23 protein-coding genes, 1 tRNA gene and 1 other RNA gene are annotated in these 26,838 nt (G+C 69.1%); 15 read left to right on the top strand and 10 right to left on the bottom strand.

Features of this window, described 5'->3' with window-relative positions; genetic code table 11:
- Positions 1-50 precede the first annotated feature (50 nt).
- Both IU476_RS18185 and IU476_RS18180 read right to left on the bottom strand, forming a co-directional pair.
- Entirely contained in the window at positions 51-2,354 is a 2,304-nt protein-coding gene (locus tag IU476_RS18185; protein ID WP_195101621.1) for an MMPL family transporter, read from the bottom strand.
- Positions 2,355-2,545: 191 nt separating this feature from the next.
- Positions 2,546-4,906 (bottom strand): MMPL family transporter, encoded by a 2,361-nt coding sequence (locus IU476_RS18180; protein ID WP_195101619.1) that lies wholly within the window; start codon positions 4,904-4,906, stop codon positions 2,546-2,548.
- Positions 4,907-5,111: 205 nt separating this feature from the next.
- Between IU476_RS18180 and IU476_RS18175 the strand changes: the two genes are divergently transcribed.
- The 4 genes from IU476_RS18175 to IU476_RS18160 all read left to right on the top strand — a co-directional run bounded on the left by IU476_RS18175 (position 5,112) and on the right by IU476_RS18160 (position 10,028).
- On the top strand, positions 5,112-5,810 hold the full coding sequence (locus tag IU476_RS18175; RefSeq protein ID WP_195101617.1) for a TetR/AcrR family transcriptional regulator: 699 nt from the start codon (positions 5,112-5,114) through the stop codon (positions 5,808-5,810).
- Positions 5,794-6,264 carry an RrF2 family transcriptional regulator gene (locus tag IU476_RS18170; RefSeq protein ID WP_195101615.1) on the top strand — a complete coding sequence of 157 codons (471 nt, stop codon included), beginning with the start codon at positions 5,794-5,796 and terminating at the stop codon, positions 6,262-6,264. Before IU476_RS18175 ends, IU476_RS18170 begins: the two co-directional genes overlap by 17 nt.
- Before the next feature lie 87 nt (positions 6,265-6,351).
- Entirely contained in the window at positions 6,352-8,085 is a 1,734-nt protein-coding gene (locus IU476_RS18165) for an ABC transporter ATP-binding protein (protein ID WP_195101613.1), read from the top strand.
- Positions 8,082-10,028, top strand: coding sequence for an ABC transporter ATP-binding protein (locus IU476_RS18160; RefSeq protein WP_195101611.1), 1,947 nt, complete (start codon positions 8,082-8,084; stop codon positions 10,026-10,028). Before IU476_RS18165 ends, IU476_RS18160 begins: the two co-directional genes overlap by 4 nt.
- Here the strand turns inward: IU476_RS18160 and IU476_RS18155 are convergent.
- Positions 10,025-10,993 (bottom strand): helix-turn-helix transcriptional regulator, encoded by a 969-nt coding sequence (locus IU476_RS18155; RefSeq protein WP_195101610.1) that lies wholly within the window; start codon positions 10,991-10,993, stop codon positions 10,025-10,027. The two genes, IU476_RS18160 and IU476_RS18155, sit on opposite strands and share 4 nt — an antisense overlap.
- A gap of 61 nt (positions 10,994-11,054) precedes the next feature.
- Between IU476_RS18155 and IU476_RS18150 the strand changes: the two genes are divergently transcribed.
- Genes IU476_RS18150 through tgt form a run of 3 tightly spaced genes read left to right on the top strand, consistent with a single transcriptional unit; the run spans position 11,055 to position 13,374 of the window.
- On the top strand, positions 11,055-11,633 hold the full coding sequence (locus tag IU476_RS18150) for a DinB family protein (RefSeq protein ID WP_195101608.1): 579 nt from the start codon (positions 11,055-11,057) through the stop codon (positions 11,631-11,633).
- Position 11,634: 1 nt separating this feature from the next.
- On the top strand, positions 11,635-12,072 hold the full coding sequence (locus IU476_RS18145) for a VOC family protein (protein WP_195101605.1): 438 nt from the start codon (positions 11,635-11,637) through the stop codon (positions 12,070-12,072).
- A 57-nt stretch (positions 12,073-12,129) separates the two neighbouring features.
- A complete protein-coding gene (tgt, locus tag IU476_RS18140; protein ID WP_195101603.1) occupies positions 12,130-13,374 on the top strand; it encodes a tRNA guanosine(34) transglycosylase Tgt in 1,245 nt (414 codons plus the stop codon).
- A gap of 187 nt (positions 13,375-13,561) precedes the next feature.
- Here the strand turns inward: tgt and IU476_RS18135 are convergent, their stop codons facing one another.
- Positions 13,562-14,335, bottom strand: coding sequence for a queuosine precursor transporter (locus IU476_RS18135; RefSeq protein ID WP_195101600.1), 774 nt, complete (start codon positions 14,333-14,335; stop codon positions 13,562-13,564).
- 44 nt (positions 14,336-14,379) lie between these two features.
- On the opposite strand from IU476_RS18135, the gene IU476_RS18130 reads away from it, so the two are divergent.
- Entirely contained in the window at positions 14,380-14,994 is a 615-nt protein-coding gene (locus IU476_RS18130; RefSeq protein WP_195101598.1) for a DUF4190 domain-containing protein, read from the top strand.
- Between the two features lie 64 nt (positions 14,995-15,058).
- Here IU476_RS18130 and IU476_RS18125 read toward each other — a convergent pair whose 3' ends face one another.
- The 3 genes from IU476_RS18125 to IU476_RS18115 are packed head-to-tail and all read right to left on the bottom strand — an operon-like array spanning position 15,059 to position 17,315.
- The gene (locus IU476_RS18125; RefSeq protein WP_195101596.1) at positions 15,059-15,820 is read right to left on the bottom strand and encodes an RDD family protein; all 762 of its coding nucleotides are present in this window, start codon (positions 15,818-15,820) and stop codon (positions 15,059-15,061) included.
- A gap of 44 nt (positions 15,821-15,864) precedes the next feature.
- Positions 15,865-16,809 (bottom strand): tRNA glutamyl-Q(34) synthetase GluQRS, encoded by a 945-nt coding sequence (gluQRS, locus tag IU476_RS18120; RefSeq protein ID WP_195101594.1) that lies wholly within the window; start codon positions 16,807-16,809, stop codon positions 15,865-15,867.
- 35 nt (positions 16,810-16,844) lie between these two features.
- A complete protein-coding gene (locus tag IU476_RS18115; RefSeq protein WP_195101592.1) occupies positions 16,845-17,315 on the bottom strand; it encodes a DUF309 domain-containing protein in 471 nt (156 codons plus the stop codon).
- A gap of 284 nt (positions 17,316-17,599) precedes the next feature.
- Here IU476_RS18115 and IU476_RS18110 point away from each other — a divergent pair, with 284 nt between their 5' ends.
- Positions 17,600-17,923: a DUF397 domain-containing protein gene (locus tag IU476_RS18110; RefSeq protein WP_324194111.1), complete on the top strand. Its 324-nt coding sequence runs from the start codon at positions 17,600-17,602 to the stop codon at positions 17,921-17,923.
- A gap of 70 nt (positions 17,924-17,993) precedes the next feature.
- Here IU476_RS18110 and qcrB read toward each other — a convergent pair whose 3' ends face one another.
- Complete coding sequence (gene qcrB, locus IU476_RS18105) at positions 17,994-19,616, bottom strand: cytochrome bc1 complex cytochrome b subunit (RefSeq protein ID WP_195101590.1); 1,623 nt, start codon at positions 19,614-19,616, stop codon at positions 17,994-17,996.
- Positions 19,617-19,714: 98 nt separating this feature from the next.
- Here qcrB and IU476_RS18100 point away from each other — a divergent pair, with 98 nt between their 5' ends.
- From IU476_RS18100 to IU476_RS18090, 3 genes are all read left to right on the top strand, one after another.
- The gene (locus IU476_RS18100) at positions 19,715-21,214 is read left to right on the top strand and encodes a WS/DGAT/MGAT family O-acyltransferase (protein ID WP_195101588.1); all 1,500 of its coding nucleotides are present in this window, start codon (positions 19,715-19,717) and stop codon (positions 21,212-21,214) included.
- A 179-nt stretch (positions 21,215-21,393) separates the two neighbouring features.
- Positions 21,394-21,954 (top strand): TIGR03086 family metal-binding protein, encoded by a 561-nt coding sequence (locus tag IU476_RS18095; protein WP_195101586.1) that lies wholly within the window; start codon positions 21,394-21,396, stop codon positions 21,952-21,954.
- Positions 21,955-22,029: 75 nt separating this feature from the next.
- Positions 22,030-22,115 (top strand) — tRNA-Ser (locus IU476_RS18090).
- A 47-nt stretch (positions 22,116-22,162) separates the two neighbouring features.
- Here the strand turns inward: IU476_RS18090 and IU476_RS18085 are convergent.
- Positions 22,163-23,203, bottom strand: a complete 1,041-nt coding sequence (locus IU476_RS18085) for a hypothetical protein (RefSeq protein WP_195101584.1) — start codon at positions 23,201-23,203, stop codon at positions 22,163-22,165.
- A gap of 191 nt (positions 23,204-23,394) precedes the next feature.
- On the opposite strand from IU476_RS18085, the gene ffs reads away from it, so the two are divergent.
- An RNA gene (ffs, locus tag IU476_RS18080) (signal recognition particle sRNA small type) lies at positions 23,395-23,489 on the top strand.
- A gap of 141 nt (positions 23,490-23,630) precedes the next feature.
- Positions 23,631-24,917 carry an aspartate aminotransferase type Ic gene (locus tag IU476_RS18075; RefSeq protein WP_195101582.1) on the top strand — a complete coding sequence of 429 codons (1,287 nt, stop codon included), beginning with the start codon at positions 23,631-23,633 and terminating at the stop codon, positions 24,915-24,917.
- A 269-nt stretch (positions 24,918-25,186) separates the two neighbouring features.
- Here IU476_RS18075 and IU476_RS18070 read toward each other — a convergent pair whose 3' ends face one another.
- Positions 25,187-26,008 (bottom strand): methyltransferase domain-containing protein, encoded by an 822-nt coding sequence (locus IU476_RS18070; RefSeq protein WP_195101580.1) that lies wholly within the window; start codon positions 26,006-26,008, stop codon positions 25,187-25,189.
- 224 nt (positions 26,009-26,232) lie between these two features.
- Between IU476_RS18070 and IU476_RS18065 the strand changes: the two genes are divergently transcribed.
- Positions 26,233-26,808 (top strand): HhH-GPD-type base excision DNA repair protein, encoded by a 576-nt coding sequence (locus IU476_RS18065; protein ID WP_195101578.1) that lies wholly within the window; start codon positions 26,233-26,235, stop codon positions 26,806-26,808.
- The last annotated feature ends 30 nt before the right edge of the window (positions 26,809-26,838 follow it).

Genomic DNA, 26,838 nt, shown 5'->3' with positions numbered 1-26,838 from the left:
CGGGCTCCGACTGCGACCGGAGCCCGCGGCTTTCGTCGTCTGCGAGCCGGTTACCGCACCGGCACACCGGCTTTCGTCTCGTGCTCCCGGTTCAGCTCGTGCAGCCGCGCGCCCTCGACATCGATGTCGGGCACGATCTTGCTGAGCCAGTCGGGGATCCACCACGCCCACTTGCCCATCAGGATGAGCAGTGACGGGATGAGCACCATCCGGACGATGAAGGCGTCGAACAGCACGCCCGCGGCCAGTGCGAAGCCCATCGACTTCGCGGTGGTGTCGGACTCCAGGATGAACGAGCCGAACACGAAGATCATGATGATCGCGGCGGAGGTGACCACCCGGGCCCCGTGGTGATACCCCCGGATCACCGCCTCGGTGGGCGGCCGGCCGTGCACGAATTCCTCGCGCATGCGGGTCACCAGGAACACCTGGTAGTCCATCGCGAGCCCGAACACCAAGCCGATCAACATGATCGGCAGGAAGCTCACGATCGGTCTGGGCTCGTCGACCAGCCCCAGCGCGCCGTCCTGGAAGATCAGCACGGTCGCGCCGAAGGTGGCCGCCATCGAGAGCAGGAAGCCCAGCGCGGCGGTCAGCGGCACCAGCACCGACCGGAACACCGCGATCAGCAGCAGGAACGCGGCCCCGGCGACGATCGCCAGATACGGCACGATCTTGCTGAGCAGCGCGTGGTCGACGTCGGCGTAGATCGCCGTGGTCCCCGTGATGCCGTATTCGATGCCGTACTGCTCGCGCAGTCCCGCCTCGGCGTCGCGGGCCTCGCGCACCAGATCCTTGGTGTCCTGATTGTTCGGACCGGTCTTCGGCACGGCGTTGAGCAGCGCGCCCGCGCCGTCCCGGCTGAGCTGCGGCTCGGTGACGTAGTCCATGTCCGAATAGCCGGCGAGCTTGTCGCGCAGGGCCTGCACCGCGGCGGGCCGCTGCTCCGGGGCCACCTTGCCGAGTTCGGCGACCACCATCAGCTTGCCGTTGCTGCCCTCGCCGAAGCCCTCGGTGCGCAGGTCGTAGGCCTTCCGGATGGTGGTGTCCTTGGGCATGCTGTCCTCGCCGGGCAGGCCCAGCTGCAGGTGGGTGGCGGGCCCGGCGGCCAGTGCCAGCACGACGATGCTGAGCACCAGTGTGAGGGCCGGCGCCTTGCCGATCAGCCGCGCCGCTCGCATGCCGTTGGTGACCGAGTCGTCGTCCTCCGGATCGTGCTGGGCGACCACGGGCAGCTTCGGCTTGAACAGGAACCGGCCGAACGCACCGAGCAGCGCCGGCATCAGCGTGACGGCGGTGAGCACCGCGAACGCCGCCGCCAGCGCGCCGCCCAGACCCATGAAGGTCAGGAAGCGGATGCCCACGATCGCGAGCCCGACCAGCGCGATGATCACCGTCCCGCCCGCGAACACGACCGCCGCCCCGGCGGTGCCCAGCGCCGTGCCCGCCGCCGACTCGGGCGAATCCTGCACGGCCAGTTCGTGTTTGTAGCGGGACACGATGAACAGCGCGTAGTCGATGGACAGCGCGATGCCGATCATCGAGGCGAGGAAGGTGGTGAAGCTGGGTATCTCCACGATCGAGGTGCCCAGCATGATCACCGACATGGTCACGCCCAGCCCGACGATCGCGGTGATGATCGGCACGAACGCCGCGACGATCGCCCCGAACGCCACGATCATCACGATCAGCGCGAACGCCATGCCGATCATCTCGGATTTGCCGCTGGGCTGCTGCTGCTCCATCGCGATGGTGCCGTCGAGTTCGACGGTGAGGCCCGCGGCGCGGGTCTCGTCGGCGATGTCGTAGGCGGCCTTGCGATCGTCGGCGGTGACGTCGGTGAACTGCTTGATGGTGAACGGAACCGTCACGATGGCAACGGAATCCGGGTTCTCCTTGTTCAGCACGTTCAGCGGCGCGGCACTGCACTTGGAAGAGAATGCGCCCGAATCCCGTTCGGGCGCCAGGCAACCGAGCTGTTCGGTGGCGGCGATCGGGTCGGTGAGCGGCGTGTTGTGATCGACGATGCCGAGCGTGCCCAGCTTGGTGAGCAGCTGCTGGATCGCGGCGTGGTTGTTCGGATCGGTCAGCTTCTGTCCCTCGGGCGCCGCGACGACGTAGGTGCCGGTGACGGCGTCGAACTGGAACGCCTGCGACATGCCCGGGAAGTGCTCGTCGAGGATGTGCGTGGCGCGTTCCGACGGCAGGTTCGGGATGTTGAAGTCGTTGCTCATGGGTTTGCTGAGCTGACCGCCGAGGCCGCCGATCACGAGGAACAGCACGATCCACACGGGCAGGACGATCCACTTGCGGCGGAACGCGAATCTTCCCCACCGGTACAGATATACGGACACGAGCGTCTCCTTGCGGTCTGTAGGCCGTGCTGTTCGCTTGTTCGGAAGGAATGCGGGGCGATAGCTGGAGAACAATCGGGTTCGAGTCTGCTGTGTTGTTGCTGCAAGATCAAGCGTAGGGCCCGGAACGCCGTCGGCCCCCGCCTCGCGAGGAGGCGGGGGCCGACGTTCGAGCGAGCGGGTGCGCCGGATCAGCCGACCGGCACGGGCTCCTTGTCCGCCGCGGCGTCGCGGTCGCGCTGCTGCAGCTCACGCAGCTTGGTGCCCTCGACGTCGACGTTCGGCAGGATGCGGTCCAGCCACTTCGGCATCCACCAGGCCCACTTGCCCATGAGCACCAGCAGCGACGGGATCAGCACCATCCGGACGATGAAGGCGTCGAACAGCACGCCCGCGGCCAGCGCGAAGCCCATCGACTTCGCGGTCACGTCGGATTCCAGGATGAAGCCGCCGAACACCGAGATCATGATGATCGCGGCCGAGGCCACCACCCGCGCGCCGTGGTGGTACCCGGCGATCATGGCCTCCTTCGGCGACTTGCCGTGCACGTACTCCTCGCGCATGCGGGTCACCAGGAAGACCTGGTAGTCCATCGCGAGCCCGAACACCAAGCCGATCAACACGATCGGCAGGAAGCTGATGATCGGGTGCTGCTCACCGATCAGGCCGAGCTTGTCCTGCTGGAACACCAGCACGGTCGCGCCGAAGGTGGCCGCCATCGAGAGCAGGAAGCCCAGCGCGGCGGTCAGCGGCACCAGGATCGACCGGAACACCAGCACCAGCAGGATGAACGCCGCCACCGCCACGATCGTCATGTACGGCAGGATCTTGCCGAGCAGGGCGTTGGACACGTCGGCGTAGATGGCCGTGGTGCCGGTGATGCCGTACTCCATGCCGTACCGCGTCTTGAAGTCGGACTCGGCCTCGCGGGCGTGCTTCACCAGATCCTGCGTGGCCTCGTCGTTCGGCCCCGTCTGCGGGACGGCCATCAGCCGGGCGCCGTTGCTGTGCTCCCAGTCGGGCGCTTGGTTCGGGCCGAACGCGCTGGCCGTCGGCGCGGTGACGAAGTCCATGCCCTCGTAGCCGGCCAGCTTGTCGCGCAGCGCGGTCACCGCCGCCTGCCGCTGCGCCGGCGCCACGTCGGTGAGGTCGGCGACCACGGTCAGGATGCCGTTGCTGCCCTCGCCGAAGCCCTCGGTGCGCAGGTCGTAGGCCTTGCGGATGGTGCTGGTCTTGGGCTGGCTGTCCTCGCCGGGCAGGCCGAGGCTCAAGTTCACCGCCGGGGCGGCGAGCAGGCCGAGCACCACGACGCTCAGCGCGAGGGTCACGGCCGGCGCCCTGCCGATCAGCCGGGCGAACCGCTTGCCGTTGGTGACCGAGCTGTCGTCCTCGGGGTTGTGCTTGGCGACGACGGGCAGCTTCGGCTTGAACAGGAACCGGCCGAACGCGCCCATCAGCGCCGGCAGCAGGGTCAGCGCGACCAGGATGGCGAAGCCCGCCGCGAGCGCGCCGCCCAGGCCCATCCAGGTCAGGAAGCTGACGCCGACGATGCTCAGCCCGCACAGCGCGATGATCACCGTGAGGCCGGCGAACACGACCGCGGAGCCGGCCGTGCCGATCGCGATGCCGGCGGCCTCCTCCGGCGAATCCTGTACCGTCAGTTCGCTCTTGTAGCGGGAGACGATGAACAGCGCGTAGTCGATCGACAGCGCGATACCGATCATCGAGGCCAGGATCATGGTGAAGTTCGGGATGTTCACCACCGAGGTGCCCGCCATGATCAGCGCGGACGCCGAGCCGACGCCGACGATGCCGGTGAGGATCGGCACGAAGGCCGCGATGAGCGCCCCGAAGGCGACCATCATCACGATGAAAGCGACCGCGTAGCCGATCATCTCGGCCTTGCCGCTCGAGGTCATGCCCTCCTGCGCGATGCTGCCGCTCAGTTCGACGGTCAGCCCCACGGTGCGCGCCTCGGTGGCCACGTTGTACGCGGCCTCGCGGTCGGCCGCGGTGATGTCGGAGAAGGACTTGATCGAGAACGGCACCTGGATGTAGGCGACCGTGTCGGCATTGCCCTCGCCCAGCACGTTCAGCGGCGCGAGACCGCATTTCGAGATGAACGCGGGGTCGTTGCGATCGCCGGTGAGACAGCCGATGGCGGAGGTGGTGGCGATCGGGTCCGCGGGGCTCTGCGGGGTGTCGAACTTGGCGGCGTCGACGATGTCGAGGTCGCGCAGGCGCTGGATCAGGGCGGTGATCGCGGCGTGGTTGTTCGAATCGGTGAGCTTCTGGCCCGCGGGCGCGCCGATCACGTAGGTGCCGGTGACCGCGTCGAACTTGAATTGCGCCGAGGCGCCGGGGAATTGGGCCTCCAGGATGTCGGTGGCCCGCTGCGACGGCAGGTTCGGCATGTTGAAATCGTCCTGGCTCTGCTTCTTCAGGGTCACCCCCAGCCCGCCGAGCAGGAGGAATATCAAGAGCCAGACCGGCAATACGATCCATTTCCGGCGGAAGGCGAATTTGCCCCACCGGTAGAGGTATACGGACACGAGGGGGTTCTCCTAGCGCTAGCCGGGTTGGGTGCTGAGTTCAGGCGTATCGACAACGCTGTCGCGGCCGCCCTGCACGCGAACCGTCTCCACCTGACGCCTTGCCTACCGTGCGGTAGGTAGACTACCCAGCCGTAAGCGGAGGAACAACCTCAATATTCGGGGCTTCGCCCGCAGGACCGGAGCGTGATGAGAGGATCATCCTATGAGAGCCCGTAGCACTTCCGGGAACGTAGCCGCAGGTGGAGGCACCAAAGAGGCGATCCGGGACGCTGCGATCCGGCTTTTCTCGAGCAAGGGATTCGATCACGCGAGCCTGCGCGAGGTCGCGGATGCGGTAGGAATCACAAAAGCGTCGCTCTACTATCACTACGCCTCGAAGAAGGATCTGCTGCTTGCCATCATCGAGCCGATCTTCGACGACCTGAACGCGGTCGTCGCCGGTCTGGACGAGGTGCCCTACGGTCCCGAGACCGTGCGCGAGGTGCTCACCAGGCAGTTGCACGCGCTGCTGCGGCACCGCACCGCCGGCGCCATGTGCGTGCGCGACACGGTCGCCATCATCAACGCGATCGGCGACCGGTACCCGGACATGATCGACATGCACCGCCGGTTGTCCGACTGGCTGTCCGGGACCGACCCCACACCGGAACAGAAGCTGCGGGCCAGTGCGGCGCTCGAGGTGCTCGGCGCCGCCCTGTGGTCCAAGGAGCTGAGCCCGGACACCGAGGACGAACTCATCGAACGGGTGTTGCTGGATGCCGCGTTCGGGGTGCTGGGCGTCGCGGGCGGCACGCACCCGCCGGACATGTCCGGTCCGGTCACCCATTACGAGCAGGGCGGCGGGGACGTGGTCGCGGTCGGCGGCCCCGGCGCGGGGAGCGGCCGTGCACATCAGCGCTAGGGTCGACTACGCGGTCCGGATTCTGCTGGAAATCGCTCGCGCGCAAGCGGATTCGGTGAAGGCCGACACGCTGTCCGCGGCGCAGCAGATCCCGCCCAAGATTCTCGAGTCCACCGCGGCCGAGCTGCGGCGCGCCGGGCTGGTCACCAGCCGCCGCGGCCCCGACGGCGGCTATCGGCTGGCGCGCCCCGCCGCCGAGATCAGCGTGGCCGACGTGATCCGCGCGGTGGAGGGCCCGCTCGCCTCGGTGCGCGGCCAGCGGCCCGAGGACGTCAGCTACCCGGGCGCCGCCGAGGCGTTGCAGCACGTGTGGATCGCGTTGCGGGTCAACATCCGCGCGGTGCTGGAACAGGTCTCGATCGCCCAGCTCGCGGCCGGTGAGCTGCCGCCCTTCGTCGGCGAGCTGACCAGCGATCCCGGCGCCTGGGCGCGGCGGCCCGGCCCCGCCGGCTGAGGGTTCCGCCGAGCAACCGATCGGCCACCGTGTCCCCCGGAAATGGTGGCGGCGGGTGTCGGTCCGAGGCGGTAGCCTGCACGCATCATGTTGATCCGACTGCTGCGCAGCTTCATGAGCCCCTACCGCACCCAGCTGGCGGGGGTCGTGGTGCTGCAGTTGATCTCGGTCATCGCGATGCTGTACCTGCCGAGCCTGAACGCCGACATCATCGACAACGGCGTCACCAAGGGCGATATCGGCTACATCTGGAACACCGGCCTGTGGATGCTGCTGGTCACCGGGGTGCAGATCGTCGCCTCGGCCTGCTCGGTGTATCTCGGCGCGCAGGCGGCGATGGGCGCGGGCCGCGACGTGCGCGCGGCGCTGCTGCACCGGGTCGGCACGTTCTCCGCCCGCGAGGTCGGCGTCTTCGGCGCGCCCTCGCTGATCACCCGCAACACCAACGACGTCCAGCAGGTGCAGCTGCTGATCGTGATGAGCGCGACCATCCTGGTGATGGCGCCGATCATGTGCGTCGGCGGCATCATCATGGCGGTGCGCCAGGACCTGGGCCTGTCGTGGCTGCTGCTGATCGCGGTGCCGGCCCTGGCGCTCACCATGGCCGTGATCATCACGCGCATGGTGCCCGGCTTCCGCCGCATGCAGGAGCGCATCGACGCGGTGAATCGCGTGCTGCGCGAACAGATCACGGGCATCCGCGTGGTGCGGGCGTTCGTCCGGGAGCGGCAGGAGACGTGGCGCTTCGGCGTCGCCAACACCGAGCTGACGGAGGCGTCGCTGTACGTCGGTCGGCTGATGGCGCTGATGTTCCCGACCGTGATGCTGATCAGCAACCTCACCACCGTCGCGGTGATCTGGTTCGGCGGGCACGCCATCGACTCGGGGGAGATGCAGATCGGCTCGCTGACCGCGATGCTCTCCTACATCATGCAGATCCTGATGGCGGTCATGATGGCCTCGTTCCTGGCCATGATGGCCCCGCGCGCGGCGGTGTCGGCCGAGCGCATCGCGGAGGTGCTGAACACCGAGTCCTCGGTGACGCCGCCGCCGCTGCCGCAGCCGTTCGCGACCGATCCGGGCAAGGTGGAGCTGGCCTTCGCGGAGTTCAAGTTCCCGGGCGCCGAGGAACCGGTGCTGCGCGCCATAAGATTTCAGGTCGAGCCCGGGCAGACCACCGCGGTCGTGGGCTCCACCGGATCCGGCAAGACCACGCTGATCAATCTGATTCCCCGGCTGATCGACGTGACCGACGGCGCGGTGTACGTCGGCGGCACCGACGTCCGCCACATCGATCTGGACCTGCTGCGCGCGCAGATCGGCCTGGTGCCGCAGAAGGCGTACCTGTTCTCCGGCACCATCGCCTCGAACCTGCGCTACGGCAACCCCGACGCCACCGACGCCGACCTGTGGCACGCCCTGGAGGTCGCGCAGGCCGCCGACTTCGTGCGGGAGATGCCGCAGGGGCTGGAAACGCCTGTGGCGCAGGGCGGTACCACCGTGTCCGGCGGTCAGCGGCAGCGGCTGGCGATCGCCCGGGCGGTGGTGAAGAAGCCGAAGATCTACCTGTTCGACGACTGCTTCTCCGCGCTCGACGTCGCCACCGATGCGCGGGTGCGCGAGGCGCTGCGCCCGGAGACGGCCGAGGCCGCGGTGATCACGGTGGCGCAACGCATCTCGACCGTGCGCGACGCCGACCAGATCGTGGTGCTGGAGGACGGCCGGATGGTCGGCCTCGGCAGACACGACCGGCTACTGCGCGACTGCGCGGAATACCGCGAGATCGTGGAGTCCCAGCTCAGCGCGGAGGAGGTGCGATGAGGCCGGGTATGCCCACGCCGGGCGCGCCGGACACCCGGGCCAGGTCGTTCGGTCCCTCGCTGAAACGGTTGCTGCGCAGGCTCGCTCCGGAACGGGCGTACCTGATCGCGATCCTCGTCCTCGCGGTCACCGCGGTCGTGCTGAACACGCTCGGCCCGCAGCTGCTCGGCAAGGCCACCAACCTGATCTTCGACGGCGTGGTGGGCAAGCAGCTGCCGGCCGGGGTGAGCAAGGAACAGGCCATCGAGGGCCTGCGCGCCCAAGGGCAGGACCGGCTGGCCGACATGCTCGCCGGGATGCACGTGATCCCCGGCGCCGGAGTCGATTTCGGCGCGGTCGGCGACGTGCTGCTGCTGGTGCTCGTGCTGTACCTGTGCGCCGCGGTCTTCACCTGGTTGCAGGCGTTCCTGCTCAACCTGGTGATCAACCGCACGGTGAAGCGGCTGCGCAGCGATATCGAGGACAAGATCCACCGGTTGCCGCTGAGCTACTTCGACACCACGCCGCGCGGCGATCTGCTCTCCCGCGTCACCAACGACGTCGACAACATCGCCCAGAGCCTGAACCAGACGATGAGCCAGCTGCTCATCTCGGTCCTGTCGGTGCTCGGCATCCTGGTGATGATGTTCTGGATTTCGCCGCTGCTGGCGCTGATCGCGCTGCTCACGGTGCCGGCGGCGGTGATCGTCACCGCGCAGATCGCCAAGCGCTCCAAACCGCACTTCGTCGCGCAGTGGAAGTACACCGGCCTGGTGAACGCACAGGTCGAGGAGGCCTTCACCGGGCACGAGGTGGTCACCGCCTTCGGCCGGGTGCGCGAGGTCGGCGCGGAGTTCGACAAGCGCAACGACAAGCTCTACGAGTCCAGCTTCCGGGCGCAGTTCATCTCGGGCCTGATCATGCCGGTGATCATGTTCATCGGAAACCTGAACTACGTGCTGATCGCGGTGGTCGGCGGGCTGCGGGTGGCCTCGGGCGGGCTGTCGCTCGGCGAGGTGCAGGCGTTCATCCAGTACTCGCGCCAGTTCAGCCAGCCGCTCACCCAGATCGGCTCGATGGTCAACCTGTTGCAGTCCGGGGTCGCCTCGGCCGAGCGGATCTTCGAGATCCTGGACGCCGAGGAGCAGGTCCCGGATCCGGAGCAGGAGGATTCCCGCCCGGTCGAGCGCGGCCGGGTGGAGTTCGACGCGGTGTCGTTCCGCTACGAGCCGGACAAGCCGGTGATCGAGGAGCTGTCGCTGGTCGCCGAGCCGGGGCACGTGGTCGCCATCGTCGGGCCGACCGGCGCGGGCAAGACCACGCTGGTGAATCTGCTGGAGCGGTTCTACGAGCTGGATTCCGGCGCGATCACCATCGACGGCGTCGACATCACCCGCATCTCCCGCGACCGGCTGCGCTCGCGCATCGGCATGGTGTTGCAGGACACCTGGCTGTTCGGCGGCACCATCCGCGAGAACATCGCCTACGGCAACACCACCGCGAGCGAGGACGAGATCGTGGCCGCCGCGCGCGCCGCCTACGTCGACCGGTTCGTGCACTCGCTGCCCGAGGGCTACGACACGGTGATCGATGAGGAGGGCTCGGGCGTCAGCGCGGGCGAGAAGCAGCTCATCACCATCGCCCGCGCCTTCCTGGCCAAGCCGTCGATCCTGATCCTGGACGAGGCCACCAGCTCGGTCGACACCCGCACCGAACTGCTGGTGCAGCAGGCCATGGCCGCGCTGCGCCGCGACCGCACCAGTTTCGTCATCGCGCACCGGCTCTCGACGATTCGCGACGCCGACACGATCGTGGTGATGGAGAAGGGCCACATCGTCGAGCACGGCACCCACGACGAGCTGCTGGCCCGCCGCGGCGCGTACTACAAGCTGTACCAGGCCCAGTTCGCCGGTGCCGCGGTCGACCAGGACCTGGTCGACGAGGAGTCGGTCGACGTCGTCTAGCCGGTTCGATCCGGCGCGACCATCGCGGCCAGCCGATCGGCGAGTTCGGCTGCGGCCGTGCGCAGTTCGGGCGGTTCCAGGACCTGCGCCTCGAACCCGAGCCGCACGGTACGCACGGCGAGCTGATCCAGGCTCTCGCCCGCGACGACGAGCACGCACCAGCCGTCGGTGTCGTCCTCGACCCGGCCGACCTGCGGCGGGATCAGCTCCCGCACCTGTTCGGGCTTGGCGCGCAAGCGGATTCGGGCGAGGTAGCGGTACGGCGACTCGGCGACGGCCTGCTGCACGTAGGCCACCGGGTCCGGATGCTCCCGGGGCCGGAAGCGCCAGGTGGTCGTCTCCAGGTCGCGGATCCGGTCCAGGCGGAAGGTACGCCAGTCCGCGCGGTCGATGTCCCAGGCCATCAGATACCAGCGTCGGCCGGTGGTGACCATGCGCACCGGCTCCACCGTGCGCTCGCGCGCCTCGCGGCCGGGCCGGGTGTAGTGGAACCGCACCCGCACCGCGTCGCGGCGCGCCCGTGCCAGCTTCACCAGCAGGTCCGCGTCGATCTCCACGCCCGGATCGGCCAGCGTCTCGGTCGCGCCGTGTACCGCGCGGACCTCGGCGCGCAGTCGCGGCGGCATCACCTGGTCGAGTTTCGCGAGCGCGCGCAGCGCCGCCTCGCCCGCCCCGGCGACCGTGCCACCCGCCGCCAGGCGCAGTGACACCGCGGTCGCGATCGCCTCGTCGTCGTCGAACAGCAACGGCGGCAGCCGCGTTCCCGCGCCGAGCTGGTAGCCGCCCCCGACGCCGGCCGTGGCCAGCACCGGATAGCCCAGCGCGCGTAGCCGTTCCACGTCGCGGCGCACCGAGCGGTCGGTGACGCCCAGCTCGGCGGCCAATTCGGTGGCGGTCCAGGACGGCCGGCGCTGCAACAGGGCCAGCAGTCGCAGTACGCGCTCGGTGGTCGCCTCGACTGTCACGCGATCATCGTCGCACGAATCACGGAACGATCCTGTCCGCTATTCGGTGCAGGCTGGGTCCATGACCGACCGGACCTGGAACCCCCTACTCCGCGAACAGCTCACCTGGCACTGGTCGCACCAGCTGCGTCCGCGCCTGGCGGGCCTGACCGACGACGAATACTTCTGGGAGCCCGTGCCCGACTGCTGGAACGTGCGGCCGCGCGGCACCGCCACCGCGCCCGTGCAGGGCGGATCCGGCGCGGTGACCATCGATTTCGCGTTCCCGCCGCCCGACCCGCCGCCGTTCACCACGATCGCCTGGCGGCTCGGCCACGTGATCGTCGGCGTGCTCGCGATGCGCAACGCCGCGCACTTCGGCCGCCCGCCCACCGACTACTACTCCTTCGACTACGCGGCGACGGCCGCCGCGGCGCTGGACCAGCTCGACACGGAGTACGAGACCTGGCTGGCCGGGGTCGAAGCCCTCGGCGAGGACGGCCTCGCGCGGCCCTGCGGGGAGGCCGAGGGGGAGTACGCCGAATACTCGATGGCCACGCTGGTCATGCACATCCACCGCGAACTGATCCACCATCTGGCCGAGGTGTGCCTGCTGCGCGACCTGTACCTGCACACCCACCACCGACAGGAGACGAACTGACATGGCACGCAATGTGCAGATCACCTTCGATTGCGCCGATCCGGCCGCACTGGCCGCGTTCTGGGCCGAGGCGATGGGCTACCGGCTGCAGGCGCCGCCGCCCGGCTTCGAGACCTGGGACCAGGCCCTGGACGCGATGGGCGTGCCGCCCGAGCGCCGCAACGACGCGTCGGGCCTGGTCGATCCCGAGGGCGTCGGCCCGCAGCTGTTCTTCCAGCGGGTGCCGGAGGGCAAGCAGGCGAAGAACCGCGTGCACCTGGACGTGCGCGCCGCCCCGGAACTGCGCGGCGACGAACGGATGGCGGCGCTGGAGAAGGAGGCCGACCGGCTCGTCGGTTTCGGTGCGACCCGGCTCGAACGCCACGAACCCGCGCCCCCGCTCGGCTACGGGCACATCGTGATGGCCGATCCCGAGGGCAACGAGTTCTGCCTCGACTGATCGGCCGACCGGGTGGGCAGGCCGCGCCGCCGCGCGGCCTCCTGGCACTATGACTGCGTGCCCGATCCCGCGTCGTTCTCGTTCACCGTCGGTACCCGGGTGCCGGGACGGCACGCGCGCACCGGCGTGATCGCGACGCCGCACGGCACCATCGCGACCCCCGCCTTCATCCCCGTGGGCACCAAGGCGACGGTGAAGGCGGTGCTGCCGGAGGCCATGGCCGCACTCGGGGCGCAGGCGCTGCTGGCCAACGCTTACCACCTCTACCTGCAGCCCGGCTCCGACATCGTGGACGAGGCCGGCGGGCTCGGCCGGTTCATGAACTGGCCGGGCCCTACCTTCACCGACAGCGGCGGATTCCAGGTGATGTCGCTGGGCGTCGGATTCAAGAAGGTGCTGGCGATGGACGCCGTCGGTGTACAGAACGACGATGTCATCGCGAAGGGCAAGGAGCGGCTGGCGACCGTCGACGACGACGGGGTCACCTTCCGCTCCCACCTCGACGGCTCGAAGCACCGGTTCACGCCGGAGGTGTCGATGGGCATCCAGCACCGGCTCGGCGCCGACGTCATGTTCGCCTTCGACGAGCTGACCACCTTGCTCAATACCCGTGCCTACCAAGAGAAGTCGCTGCGGCGCACGCACGAGTGGGCGCAGCGCTGCCTCGACGAGCACGAGCGGCTGACCGCGGCCCGCACCCACCGGCCCTATCAGGCGCTGTTCGCCGTGATCCAGGGCGCGCAGTACGAGGACCTGCGCCGCAAGGCATGTCGCGAGCTGGACGCGATGCGGGGCGCCGGCGGCAGCGCGTTCGACGGCTACGGCATCGGCGGCGCGCTGGAGAAGCAGAACCTCGGCACCATCGTCGGCTGGTGCTGCGACGAACTGCCCGAGGACAAGCCGCGGCATCTGCTGGGCATCAGCGAGCCCGAGGACCTCTTCGTCGCGGTCGAGAACGGCGCGGACACCTTCGACTGCGTCAACCCGTCGCGGGTCGCCCGCAATGCCGCCGTCTACGCCGACACCGGTCGCTTCAACATCAACACCAGCCGCTTCCGCCGCGACTTCACCCCCATCGACGAGACCTGCGACTGCTACACCTGCGCGCACTACACCCGCGCCTACCTGCACCACCTGTTCAAGGCGAAGGAAATGCTGGCGGCCACCCTGTGCACCATCCACAACGAACGGTTCACCGTCCGCCTGGTGGACCGCATCCGCGCCAGCATCGACGGCGGCTACTTCCCCGAGTACAAGGCGGAGGCGCTGGGCCGCTGGCAGGGCCGCATCCGGAACCCTTAGGGCCACAGCGCCATTCGTGCGCCCCTCCGTCATCCCGGCACGTCCCCCGTCAGCCCTGCAAGGCCCCCCGTCATCCCGGCACGCTTTTGGCCGGGATCCACCTGCGCACGAGGATGGATCCCGGCCAAAAGCATGCCGGGATGGCGTTATGGGATGACGTTATGTATGCCGGGATGACGGCGGCGGATCAGCTGTAGATCGCCGGGCGGTCCAGCGGCTGGTAGGTGGGCTCACGCTTCTTCAATGCCGCGATGCAGCGGTAGCTGATCGGCAGGATGAAGACCTCGACCAGCGTCTTCCACAGGAAGCCGACGATCACGTAGTTGACGAACGCGCCCCAGGAGTCGATGCCGATCGCGGTCGCGGCGATGGAGCAGAACACCAGGGTGTCACCGAATTCGCCGGCGACGGTGGAGCCGAGCAGCCGGGCCCACAGGTGCTTCTCCTTGGTGCGCTCCTTGATCAGCACCAGCGTCACGGAATTGAGGAACTGGCCCACCACGAAACCGGCCAGTCCGGCGGCGACCAGTTGCGGGGTGGTGCCGACGACCGTCCGGAAGGCGTCCTGGTTCTCGTAGAAGCCGGCCGCGGGCAGCCCGATGGCGATCCAGAAGCACAGCACCATCAGCAGCAGCATGGCGAAGCCGTAGTAGACGGTGCGGCGCATGGCCCGGAAGCCGTATACCTCACTGAGCACATCGCCGATGACGTAAGCCAGTGGGAACAGGAAGAAGGCGCCGTCGGTGGTGATCGGCAGCACCTCCAGCGGCCCCACGGACACGTGGTGGTCGGTGAAGAACTGCACGCCCTTGGTGGCGCAGATGTTGGAGATGATCAGGGTGGTCGTGAACAACGTCACGATCAGCGTGAACGGACCCCCCGCCGCCTGCGCGAATGCCGCGTGCGCGGTGGCGGGGCGTCCAGACCCGTCGGTTTCTGTGGTGTGGCTGGTATCCCTCACGAGGTGACGACGATACCGGCCCGCGAGTGGAATAGGCTGTGGCAATGACGAATCCCGGCGATTCCGACGAGTGGTGGAAGCAATACGGCGGCGAGGGCGTGTCGTCGGAGTCCGGGGGCCACGCGGCGGTGCCGCCGCCTCCGTCCGCACCGCCCGCGGGCTACTCCTCCAGCCCGCACCAGCAGCCGCAGCCGCCGGCCACCCCGCCGCCGCAGCAGCAGTACCCGAGCTATCCGCAGCAGCCGTCCCAGCCTTCGCAGCCCTACGCTCAGCCGGGTGCGCAACCCTACGGCCAGCCGGGCGCGCAGCAGTACGGCCAGCAGGGGGCCCAGCAGTACGGTCAGCCGGGTGGACAGCCCTACGGCCAGCCCGCCTACGGTTACCCGGCCGGCGGCGCCTACCAGCCCTACGGTTATCCCCAGCAGCAGGCGCAGGGCACCAACGGCCTCGCGATCGGTTCGCTGATCGCCTCCGTGCTCGGCCTGTGCACCTGTATCGGCGCGATCGTCGGGATCGTGCTGGGCATCATCGCGCTGAACCAGATCAAGGAGCGCGGCGGCGAGGGGCGCGGCCTGGCCCTGTCGGGCATCTGGGTCGGTGCGGCCGCCATCGTGCTGCAGATCGTCTGGGTCGTGGTGAATATCGCGATCTCCAACTGAGGCTTTCGGATACGAACAAGGGGCGCACCCGGAATCGGGTGCGCCCCTTGGCGTTTCGGTCCGGTCAGCCCTTGAGGACCTGGGTGCCGCCGGCGAACTTGTCGTGCCAGCCCTGCTTGTTCGGGTCCTGGGAGATCGTCACGGCGATGTAGATGATCAGGCCGATCTCGATCAGCGAACCCAGGCACGGGATGACCCCGGCCAGGTACCAGGCGTTGCGCTTGAAGGAGGTGGCGGCGTCGACATTGCCGCCGCCGGGCGCGATCACCCGCAGGCCGAGGATCTTCTTACCCAGCGTGGCGCCCTGCGAGGACTCCAGCGCGACGTAGTAGCCGACGTAGACCAGCGCGGCGACGATGCCCTCGATGATCTGCACGCCGAGGCTGTTGCCGATGAAGAAGAAGATGATCGCGATCGGGATGCCGATGATCAGGCCGTCGATCACGCGGGCGCCGAATCGGATGCCCAGGTCACCCGGGACCGCACCGCCCGGCGCGCCGTACTGCGGCTGGCCGTAGGGCTGCTGGCCGTACGGCTGGCCCGGAGGCGGCTGCTGCCCGTACGGCTGCTGGCCGTAGGGCTGCTGCGGGTACGGCTCCTGCTGCCCGTACTGCGGCTGGCCGCCCTGGGGATACTGCTGGCCGTACTGTGGCTGTCCGCCCTGCGGGTACTGCTGGCCGTACGGCTGCTGCTGCCCGTAGGGCTCCTGACCCGGGAACTGCTGGCCGCCTTGCGGATACTGCTGGCCACCGCCCTGGGGATACGGCTGGCCTTGCGGTTGTCCGCCTTGCGGATACTGGTTGGGGTCGTACCCACCGCTCGTCATCAAATGTCCTTGTGAATGGTTGTGGCTTCGGGCTTCTGCGTAGGTTACGGATTCCGGCTGAATTTCACCATGTTCCGAGGGTCGAGTGTCCACGGCTCGCGCGGCAGCGTCGCGCTCCGGAATTCGGACAGCAGCGCACCCGGGGTGGATCCGGTGTAGCCGAGCGAGTTCGCCAGCAGTGCGACCACCTGTTCCGGCGTGTCGCCCAGCGCCACGCGGTCGGCCAGCGTGACCGCGCCGTCGCGTTTGGCCAGTCGTTTCCCCTCGCGATTGAGCACCAGCGGGACGTGAGCGTAGCGCGGCACCGCGAGGCCGAGCAGGGTGGCGAGGTAGGCCTGGCGCGGGGTGGAGGGCAGCAGGTCGTCGCCGCGCACCACCTGATCGATTCCCTGTTCGGCGTCGTCGACCACGACCGCGAGGTTGTAGGCGGGGGTGCCGTCGCCGCGGCGCAGCACGAAATCGTCCACGACACCGCGGTAAGCCCCGTGGATTTCGTCGACGATCTCGTATTCGGTTGTCCGCGAGCGCAATCGCAGCGCGGCGGGGCGTCCCTCGGCCCGGCGGGCGGCGCGTGCGGCGGCGGTGAGGTCGCGGCAGGTGCCTGGGTACGCGCCCATCGGGCCGTGCGGCGCGGTCACGGCCTGCTGGATTTCCCTTCGCGTGCAATAGCATTCGTAGGTCAGTCCGGCGGCGGTGAGGGTGTCGATGGCCGCGTGGTGGCGGTCCAGCCGTTCGGATTGCCGCCACACCGGCGGGTCCCAGTCCAGGCCCAGTGCGGCCAGGTCGGCCAGCTGCCGCTCGGCGGCGCCGGGGCGCACCCGGTCCAGATCCTCCACGCGCAAGCGGAAGGCGCGCCCGGTCGACCGGGCGAACAGCCACGCCAGCAGGGCCGTGCGCAGGTTCCCCAGATGCAGGTCGCCGGAGGGGCTGGGCGCGAATCGCCCCGCCCCGGCCCGCCCGCGCGGCGGTTCCTGCTCATCGGTGGCCACGTCGGTCCATCGTAGGGGTGGCGCGCAGGTTGTGTTCAGCCCCGTAGACGCGGCCGCAACCGGTCGTTGCCGATGGCGCGGCCGGCGGCCAGATCCGCCAGCAGACTCTCGGCATGGGCCACCAGACCCGCGCTGTCGATGCGATAGGGGGCCGGTCCGAAGGCGTCCAGACGGCCCGCCGCGCGCTCGAGCAGGGTGCGAGCGCCCTTGGGATTGCCGCGCTGGATGTGGGTGAGGCCCACCGCGAACTGGGCCAGGCCCTGCCACAGCATCCGCTCCGCGAACGGTCCGTTCTTCCACGCCGCCTCCAGCACCTCGTGGGCGTTGAAGGCGAGCCCGTCGTCCAGCAGCCGCTGCGCGTAGTCGAGCGTCTGCTCCGGCGACAGGTCCAGATCGTCGGGCACGCGTTCGACGCCGACGCTGCCGGGCGGCAGTGGGCGCCCGAATCGGTCTCGGGGTCGGGCATTTCGGGCACGTCCGCCCTCGTCTCGATCACGTTCGACCACCTGCCCATGATCCACGGTTTCGTCGACGCGGTGATTATCGGGTCGGCCGGGGTTGTACGGGCGTACGCAAACGGTCTCCCATTGCCGGGTTTGTACCGCTCCCGTCGAACGGTCGGGGCAATTGTTCGGCTATCCGGATCCCGTCGGCGAAAAAGTGAAATACGCCCGATTGAAAACGAAAAGAATACATCCGCTCATTGCGTGTACTGCTAATGTGCACTCCGGGGGCAGGTCCCCCGCGGTGCCCGCGACGTGGGCACGCACTATCGAAGAAGCAAAGTGCAATGTTGCGCGCTTCTGCCAGGCGCATCGCGGGATTCCGCGAAAAAGTGGGATCTCGGTACCAGAAATACGATGCCAGGGTTATCTCGTTCTCGATGCAGCAAAGGAGCAGTGCCGTGCAGATTGATTCGACCGGTGCCGTGTGGCGCAAGAGCACGTACAGCGGCCCCGACGGAAACTGCGTGGAGGTCGCATTTCTCGCCGACGGCAATGTTGCAGTTCGCGACACCAAGGACCGCGGACATGGTCCGGTGTTGGCATTCACTCCCGGCGCGTGGGCGGACTTCGTCACGGAGGTGAGCGCGGGGGAGTTCGGGCGCGCCTGATCGGCGGTCCTCGAACGAGGGAGAACAGGGCCCCGGGTCGACACGACTCGGGGCCTTCGCGACGGCGCGGTCAGTCCCCGTCGTCTTGACGCCGCCGCAGCACCGCGAGCTGCTCGCGCTCCTGCTCGTGCTCGGTGGCCCGCAGCTGCTCGATCTCGGTGCTCGGGTCGGCGCGGAAGAAGCTGCCGCTGCCGGGTTTGCCGGACAGGCCCAGCCGATTCATTTTCTTCGGCACCGGCGCGCCCTGGTAGGGCAGCGGCACCGGGTGGCCGTGCTCGTCGACCGGGCCGAGCGGCTGGTGGATCTCGATGTACTCGCCGTGCGGCAGCCGCCGCACCACCCCGGTCTCGATGCCGTGCTCGAGCACCGATCGGTCGCCGCGTTGCAGGGCCAGGCACAGCCGGTAGGCAGCGAAGTAGGCCAGCGGCGGCGCCAGCAGCAGGGCGATGCGGAAGAACCACGTGGTCGCGTTGAGCGAGATGTCGAAGCGGAACGCGATGATGTCGTTGACGCAGGCCAGCGTCAGCACCACGTAGAAGGCCAGCGACATGGCGCCGATCGCGGTGCGCACCGGGACGTCGCGCGGGCGTTGCAGCAGGTTGTGGTGCGCGTAGTCCTTGGTGAGGCGCTTCTCGATCCAGGGGTAGGCGATCAGCGCCCCGAAGATCAGCGGCATCACGATCGCCACCGAGAACGCGCCCGGCACGGTGTGCCCGAACAGGTACAGCTCCCAGGCCGGGAACAGGCGCAGGAAGCCGTCGGTCCACATCAGGTAGAAGTCCGGCTGCGTGCCCGCCGACACCTGAGAAGGGTTGTAGGGGCCCAAATTCCAGATCGGATTGATCTGCAGCAGGCCGCCCATGAGCGCGAGCACGCCCAGGGTGAACATGAAGAACGCACCCTGGTCCAGCGAGAACACCGGCACGATGCGGGTGCCGACCACGTTCTTCTCGGTGCGCGCCGGACCCGGGTACTGCGTGTGCTTCTGATACCAGACCAGCGCGATGTGCGCGGCGATCAGCGCCAGCATGATGCCGGGAAACAGCAGCACGTGCGCGATGAACAGCCGGGGGATGATGATCTCGCCGGGGAAGTCGCCGCCGAACATCAGCCAGTGCGTCCAGGTGCCGATCACCGGTATTCCCATGGTGATTCCCGCGAAGGCGGCGCGCAGGCCGGTGCCCGAGAGCAGGTCGTCGGGCAGCGAGTAGCCGAAGAAGCCCTCGAACATCGCGATGATCAACAGGATCGCGCCGAGCACCCAGTTGGCCTCGCGCGGCCGGCGGAAGGCGCCGGTGAAGAAGACCCGGCACAGGTGCACGATCATCGACGCGGCGAAAAGCAGTGCGGCCCAATGGTGTACCTGCCGCACGAACAGGCCGCCGCGCACGTCGAAGGAGATCTCGAGCGCGGATTCGTAGGCGCGCGACATGGTGACCCCGCGCAGCGGCTGGTACGTGCCGTCGTAGATCACCTCGGTCATCGACGGGTCGAAGAACAGGGTCAGATACACCCCGGACAGCAGCAGGATGAGGAAGCTGTACAGGGCGATCTCACCGAGCAGGAACGACCAGTGCGTCGGAAAGACCTTGTTGACGGACCGTTTGACGAACGCGGCCGCGGAATATCGTTGATCGGCGGAATCGGCTTGTGCGGCGATCCTGCGACCGAGGGCACCTTCTCGTACTGCCATGGCAGTCACCCCACCCAGGGAGAGAACTGATCTTCTACTACAGACGGTAGCACTTCCGTCGCAGCCGATCGAGGGGTTCGGCGGATATGGTCGGCGGCATGGACGCGCTGACGCCCGAGGACGCGACCCGGTTCTGGCTGTCCCGCCGCACCCGCAACGACCTGTTCCTGCTGTACTGCTTCACCGACGCCGGACGCCCATCGGACGAATTGCGGGCCGAGTTGGCGCGGCGGAGCGCGGGCATCGCCGATCTGTCGGTGCGGGTACGGGAACGGCGCTTCGGCTACCCGCGGTGGGTGGCGGCCGAGTTCGGCGGCGAGCCGATCGTCGAGCACCCGGTCGCGGCTCGGGCGTGGGCGAATGTCGTTGCGGCACTGGGCGAAATACTCGGCCAGGGGGTGGACGCCGCGCGCTGCCCGTGGCGTCTGCACCTGTTCCGGTCCGTGACCGGCGCGCCCGGCGGCGACGAACCCGCGCTCGTCGCGGTGCTCCAGTTGTCCCACGCGCTGGCGGACGGCCGCCGCGCCGCCGCCGTCGCCCGCGCCCTGTTCACCGAGATCGCCACTCCCGGCGACGGGTTGGGGACGGCTGTGGACAGTTCGCGCGTCGAGCCGAAGCCGCGGGCCGCTGCCGAGCGGGACACCGCGCATCGAGTGCGGGGCGGGTCGGCCCGGCGTGCGCTCGGCGGGGTGAAGCTCGGTCGGGTGAAGCTCGGCGGGGTGAAAGATTCGGCCCCGCGTGCGCTCGGCGGGGTGAAAGAGACTGCGGGAGAGGTCGGCTCGCTGATGGCCTATCCGGTCCGGCTGGCGCGCACCGTGATACGGGGGCTTGCCGCCGAGCGGGCGCGGCGCGAACTCGCGGTACTCACCGAGCGCGGGGAAGTGGCGCCGCCCGCGCCGAGTTTTGCGCCCACGCCGCTCAATCGGCTCCCGGCGCCCTCGGCACATGTGGTGCGCATGCTGGTCCGGGACGATCTGCGGGTACCCGGCAGCACCGTCACCGTCGTGGTGCTGACCGCGATCGGCGCGGCGCTGACCCGCTATCTCGCGTCGCGCGGCGCACCGGCCGCCGAACTCGGGGCACAGGTGTCGATGGCGCGGCCGGAACGGAACCGGCGTTCCCGCAACAACTATCGCGACGTCGGCACCGCACTGCACGGCACGGAACCGGATCCGGTCCGGCGCGCCCGGCGCATCGCCGCCGATCTCGCCGCGCGTCGTGCCCGCGCCGCGCATCCGCTGCTCGCGGTGCGGGACCGCGTGACCGAGGCGCTACCCGCGGCCGTGCTGCGCCGCGACATCGCCGGGTACCCAATGGATCTCGTCCCCGACGCCCTCTCCGGCCACACCGTGGTCTCGAGCGTGCACCGCGGCCCGGCGGACCTCGTTCTCGGCGGCGGTGCGGTCCGCTTCACGGGCGGCTTCCCGGCCTTGGGAGCGGTCATGCATCTCACTCACGGCGTCCACGGCCTCGGCGACACGGTGACGGTGTCGGTGCACGCCGACCCCGCCGCCGTCCCCGACCTCGACGATTACGCGTCCCTCCTGGCCGGTGCGCTGACGGAAGCGGTCGCCGCGCTGCGCGCCGCCGCGTCCTGAGTCCGCTGCGCTCCCGGCGCCCACGAGCTAGGCTCCCCTGCGCCCTCGAGCCCGCGGTCGTCAGAAACAGGCGCGCTGCGCGAATACGTCTCCGCTACCGATGAATTCGCGTCCGCTCGGCGGTCTACCTTCCCGGGGCCCTCGCGCCCCCGATCGTGCCGAACCAGGAGGAGAACGTCATGATCGACCTGAAACCGGCCTGCCACACCATGAGCGACCTGCTCGAGGGCATCTCCGGCTTTCAGCTCTGCAACCCCACGCCCTGCGTCGAATACACCGTGCGCGGGCTGGTCGACCACATCGCGGAGACCGCGCGGGGCGCGACCGGCCTCGCGGGCGGCCCCGCCGACCTGTCGTCCACCGACGACCTGCGCGCGGTCGCTGCCCAGGTGCGCGCCCTGGGGACGGCGTGGGACAACCCCGCCGCGTGGATCGGCACCACGACGGCCGGCGGCCTCGAGCTGTCGAACGAACTGTGGGGCCGGATCGCGTGCACCGAGATGGTGGTGCACGGCTGGGATCTCGCCGCGGCGCTCGGCCGGCCGTTCCGCCTGCCGGAGCCGATCCTGCGCGCCTGCCTCGACCACGTCACCGCCTTCGTGCCCAGCGCCCCCGTCCCCGCCCTGTGGGGGTCGCCGGTCCAGGTGCCCGCTGACGCCTCGCTCATCGACCGCATCGTCGCGATCACCGGACGGAACCCGCACTGGGTCCCCGCCCCCGTCGCCACCCGGACTCGATGATCATCGGACCAGCTCGAGCCCGACCGGCGGAACCCGTTTTTACACACGCGCTGCCAGGCCGGTATGCTGCTCCGCGGAGGATTCGCCTAGTGGCCTATGGCGCTCGCCTGGAACGCGGGTTGGGTTAACAGCCCTCGCGGGTTCGAATCCCGCATCCTCCGCGGAAAAGCCGCCGGTAGTGAGCTACCGGCGGCTTTCGCGTTCGCGGTCACTTGTGCAGGGCGGTGAGGGCCTTCTTGAGCTGCTCTTTGCAGACCGTGCCCACGTCCTCCTTGTTGGTGGCGGACGAGGAGTCGATCGAGATCTTCACCTTGGCGGAGAGGTTGGAGTCCAGCACCGCGCAGGTGTAGTCCATGGTGACGAAGCTGGAGTAGCTCTGCTCGTAGATCGAGTAGTAGGCGTCCTGGCCCAGGCCGGCGATGGTGCCCGAGGTGCGGCCGCTGCCGGTGGTCTTGGTGTCGTAGTCCTTCCAGCTGTTGAACGACGGTGTGCCGTACTTGGACTGGAAATCGGCCTCGAAGTCCAGATCCGAGCCGTCGTCGCCGTACTTGCCGGCCCCGGTGTAGGAGGCCCGGCACTCCAGCGAGCCGCCGCCGTAGCTGCTGTCGGGCTGGCGTTCGGTGTGCTCGTTGGCGCCGCTCGGGGTGGGCGCCCACTTGCGCAGCACCGTGGGGTCGACCAGCGTGCACGCGTCGGTGATGTTGGTCATCGCGTAGTTGCCGTCGGGCTTCTTGTCGTTGCCGGACAGCCCGCCGCTGCCGCCGCCCTTGTCGTCGGCCGCGATCGCCACGATGCCGATCACGACGCCCACGAGCACCACCAGGCCGACCACGCCGCCGATGATCCAGGGTGCGGCACTGGACTTCTTGGGCGGGTACGGCGGCCGATACGGCTGCTGTCCGTAGGGCGCGCCGCCGTAGGGCGGCGCGGGGTAGCCCGGCTGCGCCTGCTGCTGCGGGTACTGCGGCTGGCTCTGCTGCGGATACTGCGGCTGCGACGCGCCGAGATAGTTGTCGAAGCCCGCGCCCAGCACGGTCGGGTCGGTGCCGGTGACCGGGCCCTGCCCGCCGCCGTACACGGTCGGGTCGGTGCCCGTCACCGGGCCCTGCCCGCCGCCGTACACCGTCGGATCCGTGCCCGTGACCGGGTTCTCCGGGCTCGACATAGGCGTCGACCACCACTGCGTTTCACTGGATTGCCCGCTCTGCGCCGGCTGATCCCGGTCGTGCGGTGGGTTGGTGCCTGTCACTGTCAAATCCTCCGGTCGTGGCGCGGAAGCCCCCTCGAAATGTCGCACAGATCGTAGCGATTCGGGCGACTCACGTCGTGGGCCCAGTTGTGGGGGCACCGGCCCGCCGCCCGCGCGCGAACCGTCCGCCCTGGTGAGAGCGGTGCCGAGGGGCCGTTTCGGTGTCGGGGCGCACAGTCGCTACACTTGCCGATGGATCCCGCGCGGCGCGCATCCTGTGAACTCCCCCAGGGCCGGAAGGCAGCAAGGGTCAACGGGCTCTGCCGGGTGCGCGGGGTCCCCTTATCTTCTCGGGGCCGGGGGTTGTCCGGAGATCCGAAACTCCTCTGCAGCACAGCGCCCGCGGCGGGTAACGTGGTCGGCTGGACCGGCGCCAGAAGCACTCGGTCCGCAACCCTGTACCTCGCTGCTTGAAAGGCTGCTCAGGATGCCCCGGCAAACGCAGATCGGTTTGATGAGCCACGCGGAACTCGTGTCCGAACACGAGACGCAGACCGCGAACTACGCGAAGCTCGAGACCGAGAAGCTCACGCTGGACATCACCCGAGGCAAGCCGTCGCCGGAACAACTGGACCTCTCCGCGGAACTGCTCACGCTGCCCGGTCCCGGCGACTTCCGCGACGGCTCGGGCACCGACTGCCGCAATTACGGTGGGCTGCACGGCCTTCCGGAGCTGCGCGCCATCTTCGGCGAGCTGCTCGGGATCCCGGTGGACAACCTGCTGGCCGGCAACAACGCCAGCCTCGAGCTGATGCACGACGTCATCGTGTACGCGATGCTGCACGGCACGGTCGACTCCGCGCGCCGCTGGGCGGACGAGCCGATCAAGTTCGTGTGCCCCGCGCCCGGTTACGACCGGCACTTCGCGATCACCGAATCCCTCGGCATCGAGATGATTCCCGTCGCCATGCACCACGACGGCCCGGACGTGCGCGCCATCGCCGAGCTGGTGGCGGCCGACCCGCAGATCAAGGGCCTGTGGGCGGTGCCCAACTACTCCAACCCGACCGGCGTCACCTTCTCCGAAGACGTTGTCCGCGAACTGGTTTCGATGCCCGCCGCGGCGCCCGACTTCCGGCTGTTCTGGGACAACGCCTACGCCGTGCACCCGCTGACCGACACCGCCGCGCCGGTGCTGGACGTGCTCGGCATGGCCGCGGCCGCCGGAAACCCGAACCGGCCCTTCGTGTTCGCCTCCACGTCGAAGATCACCTTCGCCGGGTCGGGGGTCAGCTTCATCGGCGGGTCGACGGCCAACCTGGACTGGTATCTGAAGCACCTGTCGAAGAAGAGCATCGGCCCCGACAAGATCAACCAGCTGCGCCACCTCCGCTTCTTCGGCGACGCCGAGGGCGTGCGGACGCACATGCAGAAGCACCGCGCCGTGCTGGAGCCCAAATTCAAACTGGTGCTGCGCATTCTGGAGGAGCGGCTGGGCGCCTCCAAGGTGGCGTCCTGGACCGAGCCCAAGGGCGGCTACTTCGTGAGCCTCGACGTCCTGGAGGGCACCGCCGCCCGCGTCGTGAAGCTCGCCAAGGAGGCCGGTATCGCCCTCACCCCCGCGGGTTCGGCCTTCCCGTACGGAAAAGACCCGGAGGACAAGAACATTCGCATCGCCCCGAGCTTCCCGTCCCTGGCGGACCTGGAGGCGGCGATGAACGGCCTGGCCACGTGTGTGCTCCTGGCGGCCACGGAGAAGTACCTCGGGAAGTAGCAGTGACCCCGTCGTTCCGGCGCCGAGGGCGCCGGAACGACGGGGATGGTGGCTCGCCGGAATAGTGGGTCACAGTGGTGCGCCAAGACAAAGCTCCCGTGGCGCTTTGGGACGGGGCACGCCATGGCCGAGTTCCTCGTGGAGGCTGGAATCGCTAGCTAGCGGGTGGGGGACCCTCCGCGGGGCGGGCTCTTGCGGCTGGGCCGTCCGTGGCGTACCAGGGAAGGTCCTTTAGCGGTGCGCCACGGGACGGGCCTCGGGTCGTCGGCCTATTCCGGCTTGTGGGCTAGGACGGCGAAGATGGTTACGGAGAGGTGGATGTCTCCGGTTCGGGCGCCTGCGTCGAGGTCGGTGAGTAGTTGGGTGCGTTGTTGTTCGGTGATCGCGCCGCGGGCGACTGCCATGGCGGAGACTCGGCCTACCAGGGCGCCTGCGCCGGCGGTGGAGTCCTGGACCAAGGCGTGTGAGCCGACGTCGTCGATCACCAGGCCCGCGCCGGTGAGGAGGCCGGGGAGGCGGCGGCCGGCGAAGGGCTCGGTGGTGTTGCTGATCAGGGTCTCGATCACCTCGTGCACGACGTGGCGGTCGCCGGGGTGCACCAGGGCGGTGCCCCAGTCGCTGTCCATCACCACCACGCGACCGCCCGGGCGCAGTACGCGCGCGATCTCACCGGCCGCGCGGGCCGGGTTGGTCAGGTGCTGGAACACCCGTTCGCACAGCGCGACGTCGAAGCTGTCGCTGCCGAGCGGCAGGTTGTAGGCGTCGCCGGGCACGAATCGGGCGGCGGATCCGGCGGATTCGGCCCGGCGCTCGGCGGTGGCGAGCAGGTCCGGATCGGGCTCCACGCCGACCGCGGTGCCCGTGGGCCCGACCGCCTGGGCGAAGGCGAGCACCTCCGACCCGTTGCCGGACCCGATGTCGACCGCGCTCTCGCCGGGCCGCGCGGCCAGGGCGTCGTGCGCCCACTGCCGTAGCCGCCGGATGCCGGGCAGCGCCGCGCGCACGTCGCCGACGTCGATGAGCTGCTCCCGTCCGTCTCGATCGAAACGGTCGGGCCGCAGGCCGGGGGAGGTGCTATGGGTAGGCGCCATGTGTCCAGCCGTTCTATCTCTCGGCACCGTTGCCACTGTGGATGTAGCCATAGTGTCAGGCATGTCGACACCCTACGCGCGATAGAAAGCTACGGGCCGGTACGAACGTGACGTGTGCCGTGAGTGCTCATCCCGGGATGACGAGAAGTGTGGATTCGTGGTCGCGGGGATGGCGGGTGTGGGTTCGCCGCCGTGTCGGGCTGCGGGGGTGCGATGATCGGGGGATGGCGAACCGCAAACTGTGTCTCGCGCAGGAACCGCAGGCGGACGAGCTGCTGTCGACCGACGACTTCGCGCTGCTGACCGGCATGCTGCTCGATCAGCAGTTCCCGATGGAGCACGCGTTCCGGGGACCGCAGAAGCTCGCCGACCGCATGGGCGGGTTCGATATCCGCCGGATCGCCGAGGCCGACCCGGAGGAGTTCGAGGAGCTGGCCGCTACGCCGCCCGCCATCCACCGCTACGGCCGCTCGATGGCGCGGCGCGTGCAGGAGCTGGCCCGCTACATCGTGGAGCACTACGACGGCAAGGCCGCGAACCTCTGGACCGAAGGCGACCCCGACGGCAGAGAGGTGCTGAAGCGCCTCAAGGCCCTGCCGGGTTTCGGCGACCAGAAGGCCCGCATCTTCCTGTCCCTGCTGGGCAAGCAACGCGGCGTCGAGCCCGTCGGCTGGCGCGAGGCGGCCGGAGCATACGGCGAGGAAGGCTCGCACCGCTCGGTCGCCGACGTCACCGACGCCGAATCCCTCTCCCAGGTAAGGGAATTCAAGAAGCAGGCCAAGGCCGCCGCGAAGAAGTAGGCCGAAGTGGCTGTCGCGCGCACGTTCTCG

It is taken from the genome of Nocardia blacklockiae (assembly GCF_015477355.1).
GTDB lineage: Bacteria > Actinomycetota > Actinomycetes > Mycobacteriales > Mycobacteriaceae > Nocardia > Nocardia blacklockiae.
This window is presented reverse-complemented; position numbering and strand designations above follow the sequence as displayed.